The organism is uncultured Rummeliibacillus sp. (assembly GCF_934216135.1).
GTDB lineage: Bacteria > Bacillota > Bacilli > Bacillales_A > Planococcaceae > Rummeliibacillus.
In genome coordinates this window covers 1-17,313 of record NZ_CAKQBI010000043.1, presented here as the reverse complement: position 1 = coordinate 17,313, position 17,313 = coordinate 1, and the positions used below count along the sequence as shown (strand labels likewise).

Genomic DNA, 17,313 nt, shown 5'->3' with positions numbered 1-17,313 from the left:
TTAAAAACAAAGTTTATTGATTAACATCTTGCTTGTTCAGTTTTCAAGGTTCATATCATGTCGTTATCTTAACGACTCATTTATTATATCATCATAACGTTTGATTGTCAACAACTTTTTAAAAGTTATATTCAATTAAGTTATACTAGATATAACTTGTTGTCTCTTAACGACTTTAATATCATATCATATTAACTAATTGATGTCAATATAAATATTATATTAATAAAGTAAAAAATACATATTGCAATCAAATCAGCAACCTATTTAATATATCACATGAGTACATTTATTACAAGCCTATAGAAAAAAATAATTAAAACCCGCTAAACATGCAACTAGTATTACTCCCGGGATTCCTAAAACTCCAACAATAAGGATTGAGGCAAAGTTCACCGGAATCCATAACCCTATATAACCCGCTCCATAAGAAAGTACATATAACACGCAGAATGCCAGCGTAATACGGAAAGCGACATTTGAAAATAGCTCTAGAATGTTCCGCACACCCTTTGTTTTACTAATGATCCAATAAAAAACAAACAGTATCCCTATCAAGCTAATTATAAGCTTGGCCATATTAATCACACTCCATTAATATATGTTGTAACTGATATATATGACAAGGATACTATCTGTCATTCGTTATTTAATTAAAATTTTACGGATGCGAGCTTCTTTAAATAAGTAAAAATGCTTGCTTTCAGCAATTTTCCGTTGAGCAATAATATTTAAATCATAATCAACCATTAAATTCTCAATATTTTGTGTGCGTTGCCATTCCTCTTTTGTATGGCGCATTAGCTGAACAAGCTTATCATCATATTCCTTACGTAGCTTTTGTTTTCGAAAAAACATTTCTTCATGCACCCCATTCTACAATTCGCGTCTACCTTCTAACGCTTTTGATAAAGTCACCTCATCTGCATATTCTAAATCTCCACCCACAGGTAAACCATGCGCAATACGTGTTGTACGAATTCCAGATGGCTTAACAAGACGAGAAATATACATAGCAGTAGCTTCACCCTCGATTGTGGGGTTGGTTGCTAATATCAATTCTTGAACTTCTTCATTTTGTAATCTTTTTAATAAAGATGGAACATTAATATCTTCTGGTCCGATACCATCCATTGGGGATATGGCACCTTGCAATACGTGATATAAGCCATGATAATCGCGCATTTTCTCCATCGCAATAACATCTTTTGTATCTTGTACAACACAAATCGTTGAACGATCACGTTGTGGATCTTGACAAATATGACATGGATCTATATCTGTAATATTGCCGCAAACTGAGCAATAACTTAAATTACGTTTTGCATCTACTAGAGCTTTTGCAAAGTTAAGCACTGTATCTTCTTGCATCGTTAACACAAAAAACGCCAGTCGGGACGCTGTTTTCGGCCCGATACCTGGCAATTTCATAAAACTATCGATTAGTTTGGATATTGGTTCAGGATAATGCATCCTAATTCCTCCTAGAATCCAGGAAGGTTCATTCCTTTAGTGAATTGGCCCATTGTTTCATTTGTTGTTTCATCTACTTTAGAAATTGCAGCGTTTGTAGCAATTATGATCATGTCTTGTAATAATTCTACATCTTCTGGATCTACAACATCTGGATTAATAAGAACCTCTTGTACTTGTTTTTGACCATTCATTACTACTTTCACAAGGCCATTACTAGCAGTACCTTCAAATGTTTGTACAGCAAGCTCCTCTTGTGCTTGCATCATTTTCTTTTGCATTTTTTGCATCTGTTTCATCATATTATTCATGTTACCCATTCCACGCATTTTAAAATTCCTCCTAATATTAATTTACTCTTCTATCTTCACAAAATCTTTGCCAAATAACTTTTCAGCTTCTGAAACTAATGGATCTTCTGAGGATTGTTGTTCTTCAACTAAAATAGATTGTACAACCTCAGATGTTTGTTCGCCAACTGTTTCTTCATGTTCACTCTTTCTATCCATATTATGGTGTTGGATAAAATCAGTTCTAATCTTTTGCCAACTATTTTCCGGCACAAATACAATGTCGTATATTTTACCAGTAACTCCGGCCATATATTGGACAAAATTAGAAACTAATTCTTTGTTATCTGCGGCCATTTGGCAATGGATCTCATACTTGAATTTTATCACAAAAGCACTTTCAGATGCCGCTACCGGTTCTGAATCTTCTAATAAAGCTGACTGTGATTTTGGTAATTGATTAAGCACGTCTACCCAAGCATTTTTAACCGTTTGAATATCGCGTTTTGTGGCTACCTTCAAAACTTCCTGTATTCGTCCAACAGGAACATTAAATTTACTAGTAAGTTTCGCATGCTGTCTTTGTTTAGGGGGTGCTTGTTGTTGAACAACATGATCGCCTTGTTGCATTTGATGAACCAATGTTTCTAAAACTGTGAGTTTTGATTGTAACTCAGCAACTTCCGGTATACTCACGTCACTAAAAGTACCTGTATTTGTAGGTATCACAGATTGTGATTGAGACATTTTCAACAATGCTGTTTCCAAATATACTTTTGAATGTAAAGATAGACGCATCTCCTGCTGTGTTTTCGAAAGAATATCGATATAGCTATACAATGTATCCATCGAAAAATTATTAGCTAACGATTTAAATTTCTCATCTGTAGTTGCCAATTCAAGTAGATCACCTAAATCAGGTGCTGTTTGAATTAACAACAAGTCTCTAAAGAATGTAATAAGATCTTCAGAAAGGCGAACGGCATCTTTTCCTTCATCCATTAACTGTTCAAGCATAGCTAATACTTTTGCTACATCCTTATCAGCTAAACTTTGTGCCAGCTCATAAAATATATCCTGGCTAATAGAGCCAGTTACAAAAAGTGCATCATCCAGTGTTAACGATTCACCACTAAATGACACTACCTGATCCAACATACTCAAGGCATCACGCATACCACCGGCTGCTGATTTTGCGATGACTTTCAATGCTTGTTCATCATACGGTAATGCAATATCTTCTAGAACAATCTTCATACGTTCTAATATATCGTTAGACGATAGCCTTTTAAAATCAAATCTTTGACATCTTGAAATGATTGTAGCAGGTATTTTATGAGGCTCAGTTGTTGCTAATATGAAAACAACATGGGCTGGAGGTTCCTCTAACGTTTTCAGTAATGCATTAAACGCGCTTGTTGAAAGCATATGAACTTCATCAATAATATAAACCTTATAACGTGCACTTGCCGGAGCAAATCGAACCTTTTCTATTATTTCACGCATCTCTTCAACTTTTGAATTAGAGGCTGCATCAAATTCAATAACATCTGGATGGGACCCATTTGTAATGCTTTTACATGTAGCACATTCATTACACGGTTCATCAGTTGGTGCATGTTCACAATTTAAAGCTTTTGCAAAAATTTTCGCAGTACTTGTCTTCCCTGTACCACGTGGGCCAGAAAATAGGTACGCATGAGTTGTTTTGTCGGCTAGGAGAGCATTTTGAAGTGTTCGTTTTACATGAGACTGCCCTGACATTTCTCTAAATGATTGCGGGCGATAAACTCGATAAAAAGCTTGATATGCCAACGTTATTCTCTCCTTTCTGCCATAACAGTTTAATACAAATATTATAGCATAAGCTCGGATGATTAGCCTTTATTTGTATATGTATAAAAAAGAAAAAACTCACTTACCTAAAAGGCAAGTGAGTTTGGAATTTACACAGTCAATGCCGTGCACCTTTCCTCGACAGCCGTACATAAGCGTTACTCTTGTCGTTAGCTCAGATTAGGCTACCCCGCGGCACATGAGTGAGACCACTTAATGCTGCTTCCTTCCGGACCTGACATGGTTCATGGGGACTCATTGCGCAGGACCCAATCGTCAACGCTACGTGCAAGAGGCAGACCAAACATACGGACAGCCTCAAAAAGGAATTCAGTCTCGCTAAAGCGGATTGCGAGTTACAGGACACCGCTACCTTCCCACCTAGCACGGCATCTATTAGTATACGAACTTCTACTAAAAAAATCAACTAAAATACGTGATTTCATTAAAATGAACTATTATAAAAAGAAGTGTATCCATTAATAACGTTTTTTCAAACCTTAATTAACCGAAAGTTCTTTCGGTCATTCATAGAAAAATATAAAGGCCTAATTTAGATTAAAAAATTTTTTAAAACTGTTGACTAACAAAATAAATAATGATAAAGTATATTTTGTCAGTAAGACAACAAAACAATTTGGAGGAATACCCAAGTCTGGCTGAAGGGATCGGTCTTGAAAACCGACAGGCGGGTCAAACCGCGCGGGGGTTCGAATCCCTCTTCCTCCTCCATTATTTTTATAAAAACACGCGCATATTGAGATTGTATTCGTTGCATATTGTAACGAATTTTTCTTTTTGTAATTTAATCTGAAAATTTCAAACAAACTATATAGTTTGTTTTTTTATTTTGACCTCTATTAGCTGTAAATATGCCCCAGCTGTAACCTCCAACTAGTTAGAAAGAATAGACTTCAGGTTATAAGAAAAATGGCGATCTTTAAAATATATGAAGGTTCATTTATTATTTCTCCGAATAATCTTCAGCAATTCTTCTGGATTTTGAACAATGAATATACTTTCATATTGTTCCTGTAACATAAAACCCTCATTCACCATATATTCAAGCTGTAATTTTAAAAGTCGATAATACTCATTTATATTATATAGACATACCATTTTTTGGTGCTGACCAATTTGTGATAATGTCACCACATCAAAAAACTCGTCCATAGTCCCTGCTCCACCCGGTAAAGCAATTAATAGGTCAGCTAATTCAAGCATTTTACACTTACGTTCATGCATTGTACTTACATAATGTAGTTCTGTTATTTGCCCATGAGTAACTTCTTTCCATTGCAAAAAATTCGGCATAACCCCTATAACTTTACCGTTGTTTTCAAGTACTGCATTTGCAACTATTCCCATAAGACCTTGGTTAGAACCGCCATAAACAATATCCAAATCATTTTTTGCCAAAAATGCACCTAATTCTTTTGCCTTTTCTGCATAAATTGGGTTATTTCCTGTTTTTGAACCGCAATAAATAGCAACACGCATACTATCCCCCATCATCCGTTATTATTCTAAATTTTATATGACTACTTATATCATATATTGGACCAAATAAGAAACTATAAAATGAATTGTTACATGCTGTTGCCTTTATGATTTCTACTTAATTTCTTAAAACTGTTTAGTTAATAGATGTAATATCCTAATCACGTATGCTGCCAATGTCTTTTTACTGATATAAAAAAACTGTTTGGGAAGTTACTTCTAATAGCTTCCAAAACAGTTCTAAATTTATTATCTTCTACGTAGATGAGATGTTTGTTCCATAAAATGACCAATTCGTTCTAAAATAATTTCGATTGTATCTGGATTTTTCATTAAATCATAATCATTAATATCTAAACGAAGTACTGGGCAAGCATTAAAATTATCAATCCAATTTTCATAGCGATTGTGCATTTCATACCAGTATTCTTTATCTGTTTGTTGTTCCATCGGACGTCCACGTTCTACGATACGACCAATAATATCATCAATCGGGCCTTCAAGATATATTAGTAAGTCAGGGTGTGGGAAATATGGTGTCATTACCATTGCATCAAATAAATTTGTATATGTTTCATAATCAGTCGGGCTCATCGTCCCTTTATCAAAGTGCATTTTTGCGAAAATGCCTGTATCTTCATAAATCGAACGATCTTGGATAAAGCCTCCGCCATACTCAAATATACGTTTTTGTTCTTTAAAGCGTTCAGCAAGGAAATAAATTTGTAAATGGAAACTCCATTTACTAAAATCATCATAAAATTTATCTAAGTATGGATTTGTGTCTACTTTTTCAAAAGAAGTACGAAAGTTTAATGCTTTCGCTAATGCATTTGTCATCGTAGATTTTCCCACACCTACTGTTCCTGCTATTGTAATAACGGCATTTGATGGAATACCGTATTTTTCTCTTAAATTCATGCCTTAAAGCTCCTTTTTTCTAACGTTTCCTCTACTGTATTTAATATTTTTTGTAGATCTGTATCATTGTGTACAAAATCCATATCATCCCCATTAAAATGAATGACAAGGATATCTGGATGTTCTTGTTCAAAAGCACTTATAAATTCATGATAGTCCGCTACTAATTGTTCCATATATTCTCTAGAGATCATTTTCTCGAATTCTCGACCTCTCATTGCAATACGTTTCATCAATGTATCTACACTTGCATAAAGATAGATTACTACATTCGGTTTAATCATATCTTCTGTTAAAATTCGATAAATTTTCTCATATTTATAAAATTCTAATGATGGTAATGTACGTTTTGCAAAAATCAGGTTTTTAAAAATATGGTAATCAGCCACTACTGGTTGGTCATTAGCTAAAATATATTCTTTAATATCATTTAATTGCTTATATCGATTACACAAAAAGAACATTTCCGTTTGAAAACTCCATTCATCAATATCTTCATAGAATTTATCTAAAAATGGGTTTTCATCTACAATTTCCTTTAATAAATGAAAATTAAATGTCTCGGAAATTATTTTAGAAAGTGACGTCTTTCCAACACCAATAGGCCCTTCTACCGTGATAAACGGCACAGGCATTAGAAATCCCCCTTTGTTTACTTTTTAGTCAATGTCTATAATTCTAACACAGTAGAAAAATGTTGGACAGTAGGAAAACAGTTTATCATAAAGACGTTCTATAATTAAATAATTATTACTAGAATCTAATATACACTATGTTCCTTCTATGCCAAGTAGTATAAATAAAGGATTAATTAGAATTGAATCGAGCATTCAATTCTAAAACACTTTACTACAATATTATCTCCCATAAAAAAGAAGAGACCTGACGATAATCGTCAAGTCTCTTAATTCACAATTATACGATATGTTCCACATGAAACATTTGTTGTAAGAGCGCCCAATTTTGTGGAAAAGAAAAACCGAGATGCCAATAAGCAATACCCTTTAATCCTAATCTCTGCAATAATTTGAACTTTGCCTCTATAGATCTAGCATCTTCAAACCAAACGACATGTTCCACTCCATCTTTCCAATAGTGAAAAAATGGTGCTTGTGCAACTTCATCGTATGAAATCGCCGCATTGTTTTGCCTTGCAAGATCAATGGCATACTGTGCACTAACAGCAACAGCATTAGGGTTACCTACCTTATATGGCAACTTCCAATCATAACCGTATAAATTCTGCCCCATCATAATTTTATTAGCTGGAATATCCTTTACTGCATATTCAAGAACTTGTGTTACTGGGGTAATAGGTGATACAGCCATTGGTGGTCCACCGCTATATCCCCATTCATACGTCATTATGACAACAAAATCTACTACTTCTCCAATTGCTTTATAATCGTGCCCCTCATACCATTTTCCAGGCTGATTAGCACTAGTTTTAGGGGCTAGTGCTGCTGAAATTGTTAATCCTTCAGGATGAGCTTTTGAAGCTAACCTTTTTAGAAAATCTACATATTTTTCCTTATCTTCTGGAGGTAAGTATTCAAAATCTACATGAATGTCTTTTGCATTATGTTGTTTTGCCTCCTTTATCGCTGCTCCAATGATTAAATCTTGCAAATTGGTATCCATAAAAATTTCATGCGCTAATGTATCGCTAAATGCACCATTTTCTATATTAGTGAGTACAACTGCAGAAGCTGTTCTATTGGCTGCTGCAACTTCTTCTAAATCTCCCCAATTGAGAGAAGTCAATGTACCATCCCTCTTTACTTCATATGCAAATGGCATCATATAAGTAAGTAATGGACCTCTTTTACTTAATTCCTGTGAGAGTCGTGCTGGTACCTCATTCGTATACCACTCTACATATGCATTTGTAGCAATTGCTTTACGATTTGGATTTGGCGTTTCAGGTAAAACGAGCGTTTGTCCGACTACCAGTACATCTGGATTCGATAATTCATTCAATGCAACTATTGTTGCAACTGTTGTATTATAATCCCTTGCAATTTTATATAAACTATCTCCCTGTTTTACAACGTATATCAAAGAAATCCCCCTCTATATATACATGATGACTAATCATATGCCACTAACTTGAAAATCATGCTAAACTATTTGGCAAGGAGAGTGTGAAAATGAACAAAGATCATCAATTTATGCAAATTGCACTTGAAGAGGCACAGCAAGCAGCTGAACTAGGGGAAGTTCCAATTGGTGCAATTATTGTCTATCGAGATGAAATAATTGCACGTGCACATAATTTAAGGGAAAATTCTCAAAATGCTGTAACACATGCTGAACTAATGGCTATTCAACATGCCTGTGATGTTATAGGAAGTTGGCGTTTAGAAGAAACAACGCTATACGTTACATTAGAGCCTTGTCCAATGTGTTCGGGTGCTATTTTACAATCTCGAATACCACGCGTCGTATATGGAGCTCGTGATTTAAAAGCTGGCTGTGTCGACTCGCTCTACCATCTTTTAAACGACAGTCGTTTCAATCATGAGTGTGAAGTAACAGAAGGAGTCATGGCTGAAGAGTGCAGTGCGATGCTAACAAATTTTTTTAAAGCTTTACGTATACGAAAAAAAGAAGAGAAAAGACTCCGTAAACAAACAGAAGGAAATTAAAAAAACATATAAAAAAGGCCACCCAAAATGAATAAATCATTTTAGGCAGCCTATTTACTATTATTTAGATAGTGCTGGAATTACTTCTATTCCACCCATATATGGTACAAGTACTTCTGGTATTTTTACACTTCCATCAGCTTGTTGATAGTTTTCCAAAATAGCTGCTACAGTACGACCGATGGCAAGACCTGATCCGTTTAAAGTGTGGACATACTCAGGTTTTGCACCTGGTTCGCGACGGAAGCGGATATTTGCACGACGAGCTTGGAAGTCTTCAAAGTTTGAGCAAGAAGAAATTTCACGATACATGTTTTGTGCTGGTATCCAAACTTCTAAGTCATATTTTTTAGCTGCTGTAAATCCAAGATCAGCTGTACACATTTTAAGTTTACGGTATGGCAAACCTAACAATTGAAGAACTTCCTCTGCATGACCAGTAAGTTTTTCTAATTCGTCATAAGAATCTTCTGGTTTTACAAAACGAACAAGTTCCACTTTATTGAATTGGTGTTGACGGATTAAACCACGTGTATCACGTCCAGCAGAACCTGCTTCAGAACGGAAACAAGCACTAAAAGCAGTAAATGCTTGAGGAAGTTTTGCACCATCAAGAATTTCATCACGATAATAGTTTGTTACAGGTACTTCAGCAGTTGGAATTAAGAAATAATCCGGTTTTTCAACTAAAAATGCATCTTCCTCAAATTTTGGAAGTTGACCTGTACCAGTTAAACTTGCACGGTTTGCCATGTATGGAGGTAGCATTTCTTCATAACCATGTTTGTCAGCATGTAAGTCCATCATAAAGTTCCAAAGAGCACGTTCAAGACGAGCACCTAAACCTCTATAAAACGTAAAGCGACTACCTGTTACTTTACCTGCACGATCAAAATCTATAATTCCAAGTTCTGGTCCAAGATCCCAATGTGCTTTAATTTCAAAATCAAATGTTGGTACTTCTCCCCATTTATATACTTCTTCGTTATCATCTTCAGAATCACCAACAGGTACACTTTCATGTGGGATATTTGGAAGGCGCATCATCATATCATTAAACTTAGCTTCAACTTCGTTCAATTCTTCATCTAATTTTTTTATTTCTTCCCCAACTTCACGCATACGAGCAATATCTGCATCTGCATTTTCTTTGTTACGTTTCTTTTGCGCAATTGCTTCAGAAGCTTTATTACGTTCTGCTTTTAAAACCTCTGTTTTTGCAATTAAATCACGGCGTTGTTGATCCCATTCTTCAAAGTGATCAATTGTACCAAGGTCTTCATTACGATGGGCTAATTTTTCTTTGATTTCCGCATAGTTTGCGCGGACACGTTTAATGTCTAACATATTTATTCCTCCAGTTGTATATTCGATTTTAGAGAAGTAGTTTAAAAAATAAAAACAAAAAAGCCCTCATCCCCTGAAAGGGACGAGAGCATACCCGCGTTGCCACCCTAATTGAATAGACATTGTCATGTCTACTCCTCTTGTTTCATAACGGCTTAGAACCGGCTACAGCTTACTAAAAGTTCAACTGAGCAACTCCAGGACGGATTCACAAGTGCCTTTATCGACTTCCACCAACCGTCGACTCTCTAAAAAAAACATACTTGTTACTACTTCCTATCATCGTGATAAATTTTAAGTTACCCATACTTTACAATACATTCTTAAGTTGCGCAAGTATTGAACGCTTACTTTCCTCCACCATATGAACAAAATATTCTATTATACGCGTATCTTCTGCTAATTCCGGATGAAAAGAGCATCCGAGATATTGACCATCACGTGCGAGTACTATTCGCCCTTCATATTCACCCAAAATTTCTACATTTGCACCGACTCGAACAATATGAGGCGCACGAATAAAGATAGCAGGAAAACCATTACCTATTCCTTTTAAATCTAACAATGCTTCAAAACTATTTATTTGACGTCCAAATGAATTCCGCTTAACTTCTACATTCATTGCACCTATATGTGTCTTATTCTCATCTATAATTTTATTAGCAAGGAGGATTAAACCCGCACATGTACCAAACATCGGCTTACCAGATAAAGAGAAACGCTGTAATGCGGGCATTAAGTCATCATAATCAATGAGCTTTCTCATAGCTGTACTTTCCCCACCTGGTATTACAAGACCATCTATATCCTGTAATTCCTCTTGATGTTTCACCTCTATAGCTGTCGCACCAACTGCTTCAATTGCGTTAAAATGTTCTCGTACAGCTCCTTGTAAAGCCAATACTCCGATTTTAACCATATTACCATCCTCGCTCCTGCATACGATCTTGTTGTGAAAGTTTTGATATATCCATTCCTTTCATTGGTATACCAAGGTCCTTTGATACTTCAGCGATTAACTTATAATCTTGATAATTTGTTGTAGCTTCTACAATTGCACGAGCAAACTTCTCTGGATTTTCAGATTTAAAAATCCCCGAACCAACAAATACCCCATCTGCACCTAACTCCATCATTAATGCAGCATCTGCAGGAGTCGCTATACCACCCGCAGCAAAATTTACCACCGGTAAACGTCCTAAACGATTTATTTCAAGTAAAACTTCAAAAGGTGCTCCTAACATTTTTGCCTCGGTCATTAACTCATCTTTTGCCATGTTCGCCACCTTACGAACCTGTGCATGGACTTTTCGAATATGTCGGACAGCTTCAACAATATTGCCAGTTCCAGGTTCTCCTTTTGTTCGTAACATAGATGCCCCCTCACCTATACGACGTGCAGCCTCCCCTAAATCGCGGCAACCACAAACAAACGGTACAGTATATTCACTTTTTAATAAATGAAATTCTTCATCTGCTGGTGTTAACACTTCACTCTCATCTATATAATCGACGCCCATTGATTCAAGCACACGTGCCTCTACTTTATGTCCAATGCGTACTTTTGCCATCACTGGAATTGATACAGCATCCATTACCTCCTCAACTATACGAGGATCTGCCATTCGTGCTACTCCACCGGCAGAGCGGATATCAGATGGGACACGTTCTAATGCCATGACTGCTACTGCGCCTGCAGCCTCTGCAATTTTAGCCTGCTCTGCATTAATAACGTCCATGATAACGCCACCCTTTTGCATCTCTGCCATTCCCCTTTTTACTCGTTCAGTACCTGTTTGAATAACCATTCCATTCCCTCCCAAAAACTAGTATGCTATTAGTATATTGAAAATTGACCATAACAAAAGATTCAGTTATTCGATTTTTAAAATGGTCAGTTAGGGGTGATATGATGGATATGTTAATGATTCAATTAGAAAAGGATTCCGCAACACCGCTTTATGAACAACTGTACGAGGAAATAAAGAAAGGAATTATCGAAGGGACAATCGCTGTTCAAACCAAGCTCCCATCTAAAAGAAAGCTCTCAGAATTTTTATCAATTAGCCAAACAACTGTAGAACTAGCATATGCACAATTAATAGCAGAAGGATATATTACTTCTAAATCACGGGTTGGTTTTTTCGTTGAAGCAATCGAAGAATTAGCTTACGTAGAAAAGACAACTTCTCAACAAATGATTAAAACTACTAAAAAGCACAAAATCCTAATTGACTTTAACCCGGGGAAAATTGATACATCTTCTTTTCCTTTTACTACATGGCGTAAGTATGCAAAAGATGCTATTGATGACCATAAACAAGATTTGTTACTAATAGGTTCCCCTCAAGGTGAACAAGAATTACGCGAACAAATTGCAAGTTATTTATATCAATCAAGGGGTGTTTTATGCTCACCAGAACAGATCGTTATAGGTTCCGGTACCGAACAGCTCTTGCCAATGATTATGAAACTATTAGGAGAGGATAATCTATATGCAATTGAAAATCCAGGTTATGCCTTAACACATCATATTTTTTCTCAATACAATCAAAGTGTAATTCCAATCGACGTAGATGAAGATGGCATGCAAATACAACAATTAGAAGGATCAAGTGCTAAAGTTGCTTATGTTACCCCATCTCATCAGTTTCCTACAGGAGCAGTTCTTTCTGCATCGCGAAGAGCTCAACTTTTAAATTGGGCTGCACAAGAGGAAGAACGATATATTATAGAGGATGACTATGATAGCGAATTCCGTTATATAGGAAAGCCAATTGCCTCTTTACAAGGAATGGATCATCGAGGAAAAGTTATATATATTAGTACTTTTTCAAAATCACTTATGCCATCTTTACGTATTGCATACTTTGTATTACCCGAAAAATTACTAACTCGATACCATGATATATTCACATACTATACATCTACCGTTCCTCGTTTTGAACAACATATGCTAACCCAATTTATGAAGGATGGCTATTTTTCAAAACACTTGAATCGTATGCGTAAAATTTACAGAAAAAAATTAGAAAAACTCACACAAGCTCTAGATCCATATGCCCCAACAGTTTCTATTTCCGGTGAGCAAGCCGGTATGCATGTTGTATTAACTGTAAGGAAAGAGATGAGTGCTACGGACTTGAGCAACATTGCACTACAACAAGGAATAAGGATTATACCTATCAAAGAGTACATGATTGCACCTACAGCTCAAAATCGAGAAGACCAATTTTTACTAGGGTTCGGAGGAATAGAAGAGGCTGAAATTACAAATACCATTCAAAAATTAATGGATTGTTGGAGAATTAGACGCACTGCAGATTAAATTAAGACTACAAAAACCAATCTTAGACTAAGAGCGCTTGATATTCATTAAATTTCCTAACTAAAATAGAATCTTACTTTATCATTTATAATATAAACAAAAGGGACCGGTTGTAAAACCAGTCCCTTTTGTTTATATTATTTAAAATAATCCTGAGAAGAATGCGCCAATTTTTTTAAGTGTAAGAGAGAACCATCCTACCTTTTCGGCAGTAACAGCAGTCACTACATCTGCACCGCTCACTGAGCCATCTATAAATCCATAATCTTTACCAGATTTTTTGTCAATTTGAACGTGTCCAACAACAGTTCCTTTTTTCGCCGGAGCATTCAATGACTCTTTATCTAGCACAAGTTTAGCTTGATAATCATCTACTTCGCTTGTTTTAACCATCATGGAAATTGAATCTTTTGTAGCTATCTTAACATTTTTTTCTTTACCATTTTTAACTGCTATTGATCTTTGTTTTTTAAATGTATAGCCAGCTGGCACGATTTCTTCAGTTGTAAATTGGCCAAAGCCATAATCAAATAGTTGACGAGCTGCTTTAAAACGAGCTATATGTGCTGCACCTTCTGCATGCATTACAACCGCAATTAGACGTGTACCATTGCGTTTTGCAGTACCTGTGAAACATTGTCCAGCATAATCCGTAGTACCTGTTTTAAGTCCATCTACGCCTTCATACTCAGATACAAGACCTGGCAACATAAAGTTCCAGTTATCCATTTTAATCGCATCATCTGTTCCTTCACGGAATGTTTTTCTAGGAATGCTTGAAGTTTTTAAAACCTCTGGATGATCTTTTAATAAATGATATGCAAGACGAGCAACTGATTTTGCTGGCATTTTATTTTCATCACTAGCTGATGTACCCTTTGGTTGCATACCTTGTAATTGTGCATTGTTAAGGCCTGTAGCATTTACAAAGTGATAACCCTTTAAACCAATTTCCTTAGCTTTTTTATTCATTAATGTTAAAAATTCAGTTTCAGATCCAGCAATAGTTTCGGCTATTGCAATAGTAGCAGCATTAGCAGAATAAATAGCCATTGCTTCATATAATTCTTTAATGGTATATTCGCCATCAGCACGTAATGGAACATTACTTAATGCGCGATCTTGAGAGATTTTGTAAGCATAATCTGAGACTTTATATTTTTGGTCCCACTTCACTTTACCATCATTTATAGCATCTAATAGAATATACTCTGTCAACATCTTTGACATACTAGCAATTCCAAGTGCCTCGTTAGCATTTTTTTCATACAAAATCTTACCAGAATCAGCGTCGATTAAAATTGCACCTTTAACATTTAACCCTAGATTATCAGTAGCGCTTGCTGTATTTCCTCCGGGTAGTAACGATACCATGCTAAACAAAAGAGCAATAGCTATCATTATACTAATTGTTTTGCTTTTTCTAGATGTCTTCACCTATTCTTACCTCCAATTATGTATAGATTTATCTCGCTCATTTTAACACAGAATATAGTGTTTCAACCATTAGATATTAAAAACACCCTTTCCGCAACATAAATAGTTACGAAAAGAGTGCTAAAGATACAAATTTAAGCTAATGAATAGTTTGGTGCTTCTTTCGTAATTTGTACATCATGTGGATGACTTTCTCTTAAACCAGCACCTGTCATACGAACAAATTGTGCTTTTTCGCGTAAATCATGAAGATCTTTTGTTCCACAATAACCCATTCCTGAACGAATACCACCAAGTAATTGATAGATAGTATCAGACAATGGTCCTTTAAATGGAAGTCTACCTTCAATACCTTCAGGAACAAGTTTTTTCGCATTCTCTTGGAAATAACGATCCTTAGAACCATTTTCCATTGCAGCAACAGAACCCATTCCTCGGTAAACTTTGAATTGACGTCCTTGGAAAATCTCAGTTTCCCCTGGCGCTTCAGATGTTCCTGCTAGTAAGCTACCTAACATAACAGCATGTCCACCAGCAGCTAGAGCTTTAACAATATCACCAGAATATTTTATACCACCATCAGCTATTATAGTTTTACCTTGACGACGTGCCTCTGTAGCACAATCATATATAGCTGTAATTTGTGGTACTCCTACACCAGCAACAACACGAGTAGTACAAATAGAACCAGGTCCAATACCAACTTTGACAACATCTGCTCCAGCTTCATATAGAGCTTTAGTAGCTTCTGCTGTTGCCACATTACCTGCAATAATGACTAAGTCAGGGTATGCAGCGCGGATATTTTTCACTTGATCAAGAACGCCTTGTGAGTGACCGTGCGCTGTATCAATAACAATTACATCAACTTGTGCCTCAACTAATTTTTGAATACGGATTAAAGAATCTTTTGTTACACCTACAGCTGCGCCAACAAGTAAACGACCATGTTGATCTTTTGCAGCATTTGGATATTCCATTACTTTCTCAATATCCTTAATAGTGATTAATCCGGTTAAAACACCATCTTCGTCAACAATAGGTAACTTTTCTATCTTGTATTGTTGTAGCATTTTTTCAGCTTCATCTAATGTAGTACCAACAGGAGCTGTGATTAAATCCTCTTTTGTCATCACTTCATCAATTTTAATAGAGTAGTCTTGAACAAATCGTAAATCGCGATTTGTAATGATGCCTACTAATTTGCGATCTTCCATATTGTTTACAATTGGAACACCTGAAATGCGGTATTTCCCCATTAAATGTTCTGCGTCAAATACTTGATGAGAAGGTGTTAAGAAAAACGGATTTGTAATTACACCATTTTCAGATCGTTTAACTTTTTCAACTTGTTCAGCTTGTTCTTCAATACTCATGTTTTTATGAATGATACCTAAGCCGCCTTGACGAGCCATTGCGATTGCCATTGTTGCTTCAGTTACTGTATCCATCCCTGCACTGATAATAGGGATATTCAATTTAATCTTTGATGTTAAATTAACTGATAAATCTACTTCCTTAGGTAATACTTCAGAATGTGCTGGCACAAGTAGTACATCATCAAATGTTAAACCCTCTTTGGCAAATTTCGTTTCCCACATTTCTTAAACTCCTCCTATAAAAAATATATTAATTGTAAGGTTAACAACGTATGCGTTTACTTGTCAAGGAATCTAAGATAAGTAAGATTATTTAGATTTTTCTCACAATAAAGATTTAATGTCATTTTCTATTTTAGAAGGTGATGTTTGTGGAGCATATCTAGCCACTACGTTTCCATTCCCATCAATTAGGAACTTTGTGAAATTCCATTTTATCCCTTCTGTTAGCAATCCTTTCTTTTGTGAGACAAGAAACTTAAACAAAGGTGACGCATTTTCACCCTTTACATCTATCTTAGCAAACATTGGAAATTCAACGTTATAATTCAACTGGCAGTATGCTAACGTTTCGTCTATATTAGCAAACTCTTGATTATTAAACTGACTACACGGGAATCCTAGAATAGTAAATCCTTTATCTTGATACTTTTCGTAGAGATCTTGTAATTCTTTAAATTGTGGTGTAAAGCCACATTTACTTGCCGTATTAACAATTAACATTGGATTTCCTTTGAACTGTTGTAAATCCTGTTTCTCTCCATTCGTTTTCTCAACAATAAAATCGTAGACACTTGTCATTCTCTTTCCTCCTTCTAATATTCGTCCTATCCTTTTGGCTTTGTTTTAATACATATACTTTTGGAATTTTTCCTTAAGTAAGAAGAAGATACTTATAAAAATAGAGTGCAAGTCCTCTAGTTGAAAGTGAAATATTAAATATCTTGTATTTTAGTAACACAAAGCTCTTATTATAAGAGTATTCTTTTAATATTTTCTCTACAACACATAAAGAAAATTTCATCATCTTTTTTAAAAGTTTATTTGTAAATAATATTCAAGTAATATTTTGTATAAAAAAAGCGCAACTGAATAAACAGTTGCGCTTTTAGTGTGCCTAGCAACGTCCTACTCTCGCAGGGGGACAGCCCCCA

Annotated in this window: 17 protein-coding genes, 1 tRNA gene, 1 other RNA gene and 1 other annotated feature; of the genes, 3 read left to right on the top strand and 16 right to left on the bottom strand. The window is 35.6% G+C overall.

All coding sequences use genetic code 11. From position 1 onward, the window contains the following. Positions 1–300: 300 nt before the first annotated feature. The 6 genes from Q0977_RS18315 to ffs all read right to left on the bottom strand — a co-directional run bounded on the left by Q0977_RS18315 (position 301) and on the right by ffs (position 3,989). Positions 301–579 (bottom strand): pro-sigmaK processing inhibitor BofA family protein, encoded by a 279-nt coding sequence (locus Q0977_RS18315; RefSeq protein ID WP_367269489.1) that lies wholly within the window; start codon positions 577–579, stop codon positions 301–303. Between the two features lie 66 nt (positions 580–645). Beyond that, positions 646–858, bottom strand: a complete 213-nt coding sequence (locus tag Q0977_RS16660) for a YaaL family protein (RefSeq protein ID WP_119416970.1) — start codon at positions 856–858, stop codon at positions 646–648. An 18-nt stretch (positions 859–876) separates the two neighbouring features. After that, entirely contained in the window at positions 877–1,473 is a 597-nt protein-coding gene (gene recR / locus Q0977_RS16655) for a recombination mediator RecR (protein WP_299515944.1), read from the bottom strand. Positions 1,474–1,484: 11 nt separating this feature from the next. Then, a complete protein-coding gene (locus tag Q0977_RS16650) occupies positions 1,485–1,802 on the bottom strand; it encodes a YbaB/EbfC family nucleoid-associated protein (RefSeq protein WP_299515943.1) in 318 nt (105 codons plus the stop codon). 24 nt (positions 1,803–1,826) lie between these two features. Next, positions 1,827–3,578, bottom strand: a complete 1,752-nt coding sequence (gene dnaX, locus Q0977_RS16645) for a DNA polymerase III subunit gamma/tau (protein ID WP_299515941.1) — start codon at positions 3,576–3,578, stop codon at positions 1,827–1,829. Positions 3,579–3,723: 145 nt separating this feature from the next. Continuing rightward, positions 3,724–3,989, bottom strand: an RNA gene (gene ffs, locus Q0977_RS16640) — signal recognition particle sRNA large type. A 249-nt stretch (positions 3,990–4,238) separates the two neighbouring features. On the opposite strand from ffs, the gene Q0977_RS16635 reads away from it, so the two are divergent. After that, positions 4,239–4,331 (top strand) — tRNA-Ser (locus Q0977_RS16635). 225 nt (positions 4,332–4,556) lie between these two features. On the opposite strand, the gene Q0977_RS16630 is transcribed toward Q0977_RS16635, so the two are convergent. The 4 genes from Q0977_RS16630 to Q0977_RS16615 form a co-directional block, all read right to left on the bottom strand. After that, a complete protein-coding gene (locus tag Q0977_RS16630; RefSeq protein WP_199670776.1) occupies positions 4,557–5,099 on the bottom strand; it encodes a TIGR00730 family Rossman fold protein in 543 nt (180 codons plus the stop codon). 249 nt (positions 5,100–5,348) lie between these two features. Beyond that, a complete protein-coding gene (locus tag Q0977_RS16625) occupies positions 5,349–6,020 on the bottom strand; it encodes a deoxynucleoside kinase (protein ID WP_119416974.1) in 672 nt (223 codons plus the stop codon). Then, complete coding sequence (locus Q0977_RS16620; protein ID WP_119416975.1) at positions 6,017–6,655, bottom strand: deoxynucleoside kinase; 639 nt, start codon at positions 6,653–6,655, stop codon at positions 6,017–6,019. Before Q0977_RS16620 ends, Q0977_RS16625 begins: the two co-directional genes overlap by 4 nt. Positions 6,656–6,935: 280 nt before the next feature. Next, a complete protein-coding gene (locus tag Q0977_RS16615; protein WP_119416976.1) occupies positions 6,936–8,081 on the bottom strand; it encodes a glycosyl hydrolase family 18 protein in 1,146 nt (381 codons plus the stop codon). Between the two features lie 89 nt (positions 8,082–8,170). Here Q0977_RS16615 and tadA point away from each other — a divergent pair, with 89 nt between their 5' ends. Next, positions 8,171–8,668, top strand: a complete 498-nt coding sequence (gene tadA / locus Q0977_RS16610; RefSeq protein ID WP_199670777.1) for a tRNA adenosine(34) deaminase TadA — start codon at positions 8,171–8,173, stop codon at positions 8,666–8,668. A 60-nt stretch (positions 8,669–8,728) separates the two neighbouring features. Here the strand turns inward: tadA and serS are convergent, their stop codons facing one another. From serS to pdxS, 3 genes are all read right to left on the bottom strand, one after another. Continuing rightward, positions 8,729–10,015 (bottom strand): serine--tRNA ligase, encoded by a 1,287-nt coding sequence (gene serS, locus Q0977_RS16605; RefSeq protein WP_119416978.1) that lies wholly within the window; start codon positions 10,013–10,015, stop codon positions 8,729–8,731. Positions 10,016–10,090: 75 nt separating this feature from the next. Beyond that, positions 10,091–10,307 (bottom strand) — a binding site (T-box leader). Positions 10,308–10,325: 18 nt separating this feature from the next. After that, positions 10,326–10,934, bottom strand: coding sequence for a pyridoxal 5'-phosphate synthase glutaminase subunit PdxT (gene pdxT, locus Q0977_RS16600; protein WP_119416979.1), 609 nt, complete (start codon positions 10,932–10,934; stop codon positions 10,326–10,328). Between the two features lies 1 nt (position 10,935). Then, complete coding sequence (gene pdxS / locus Q0977_RS16595; RefSeq protein ID WP_206426831.1) at positions 10,936–11,823, bottom strand: pyridoxal 5'-phosphate synthase lyase subunit PdxS; 888 nt, start codon at positions 11,821–11,823, stop codon at positions 10,936–10,938. Positions 11,824–11,927: 104 nt separating this feature from the next. Between pdxS and Q0977_RS16590 the strand changes: the two genes are divergently transcribed. Continuing rightward, positions 11,928–13,343 carry a PLP-dependent aminotransferase family protein gene (locus tag Q0977_RS16590; protein WP_299515936.1) on the top strand — a complete coding sequence of 472 codons (1,416 nt, stop codon included), beginning with the start codon at positions 11,928–11,930 and terminating at the stop codon, positions 13,341–13,343. A gap of 141 nt (positions 13,344–13,484) precedes the next feature. On the opposite strand, the gene Q0977_RS16585 is transcribed toward Q0977_RS16590, so the two are convergent. The 3 genes from Q0977_RS16585 to Q0977_RS16575 all read right to left on the bottom strand — a co-directional run bounded on the left by Q0977_RS16585 (position 13,485) and on the right by Q0977_RS16575 (position 16,960). After that, positions 13,485–14,717: a serine hydrolase gene (locus Q0977_RS16585; protein WP_299515946.1), complete on the bottom strand. Its 1,233-nt coding sequence runs from the start codon at positions 14,715–14,717 to the stop codon at positions 13,485–13,487. Positions 14,718–14,914: 197 nt separating this feature from the next. Continuing rightward, positions 14,915–16,381, bottom strand: coding sequence for an IMP dehydrogenase (gene guaB / locus Q0977_RS16580; RefSeq protein WP_119416981.1), 1,467 nt, complete (start codon positions 16,379–16,381; stop codon positions 14,915–14,917). Positions 16,382–16,483: 102 nt separating this feature from the next. Next, positions 16,484–16,960 (bottom strand): glutathione peroxidase, encoded by a 477-nt coding sequence (locus Q0977_RS16575; RefSeq protein WP_119416982.1) that lies wholly within the window; start codon positions 16,958–16,960, stop codon positions 16,484–16,486. Positions 16,961–17,313 lie beyond the last annotated feature (353 nt).

Excerpts from the sequence above, each read along its gene's own strand:
- Q0977_RS16660 (WP_119416970.1), bottom strand. The coding sequence starts at position 858 with ATGTTTTTTCGAAAACAAAAGCTACGTAAGGAATATGATGATAAGCTT.
- Q0977_RS16630 (WP_199670776.1), bottom strand. The coding sequence starts at position 5,099 with ATGCGTGTTGCTATTTATTGCGGTTCAAAAACAGGAAATAACCCAATT.
- Q0977_RS16585 (WP_299515946.1), bottom strand. The coding sequence starts at position 14,717 with ATGGTATCGTTACTACCCGGAGGAAATACAGCAAGCGCTACTGATAAT.
- pdxT (WP_119416979.1), bottom strand. The coding sequence starts at position 10,934 with ATGGTTAAAATCGGAGTATTGGCTTTACAAGGAGCTGTACGAGAACAT.
- Q0977_RS16620 (WP_119416975.1), bottom strand. The coding sequence starts at position 6,655 with ATGCCTGTGCCGTTTATCACGGTAGAAGGGCCTATTGGTGTTGGAAAG.
- guaB (WP_119416981.1), bottom strand. The coding sequence starts at position 16,381 with ATGTGGGAAACGAAATTTGCCAAAGAGGGTTTAACATTTGATGATGTA.
- recR (WP_299515944.1), bottom strand. The coding sequence starts at position 1,473 with ATGCATTATCCTGAACCAATATCCAAACTAATCGATAGTTTTATGAAA.
- Q0977_RS16650 (WP_299515943.1), bottom strand. The coding sequence starts at position 1,802 with ATGCGTGGAATGGGTAACATGAATAATATGATGAAACAGATGCAAAAA.
- Q0977_RS16625 (WP_119416974.1), bottom strand. The coding sequence starts at position 6,020 with ATGAATTTAAGAGAAAAATACGGTATTCCATCAAATGCCGTTATTACA.
- pdxS (WP_206426831.1), bottom strand. The coding sequence starts at position 11,823 with ATGGTTATTCAAACAGGTACTGAACGAGTAAAAAGGGGAATGGCAGAG.
- Q0977_RS16575 (WP_119416982.1), bottom strand. The coding sequence starts at position 16,960 with ATGACAAGTGTCTACGATTTTATTGTTGAGAAAACGAATGGAGAGAAA.
- Q0977_RS18315 (WP_367269489.1), bottom strand. The coding sequence starts at position 579 with ATGGCCAAGCTTATAATTAGCTTGATAGGGATACTGTTTGTTTTTTAT.
- serS (WP_119416978.1), bottom strand. The coding sequence starts at position 10,015 with ATGTTAGACATTAAACGTGTCCGCGCAAACTATGCGGAAATCAAAGAA.
- Q0977_RS16590 (WP_299515936.1), top strand. The coding sequence starts at position 11,928 with ATGGATATGTTAATGATTCAATTAGAAAAGGATTCCGCAACACCGCTT.
- tadA (WP_199670777.1), top strand. The coding sequence starts at position 8,171 with ATGAACAAAGATCATCAATTTATGCAAATTGCACTTGAAGAGGCACAG.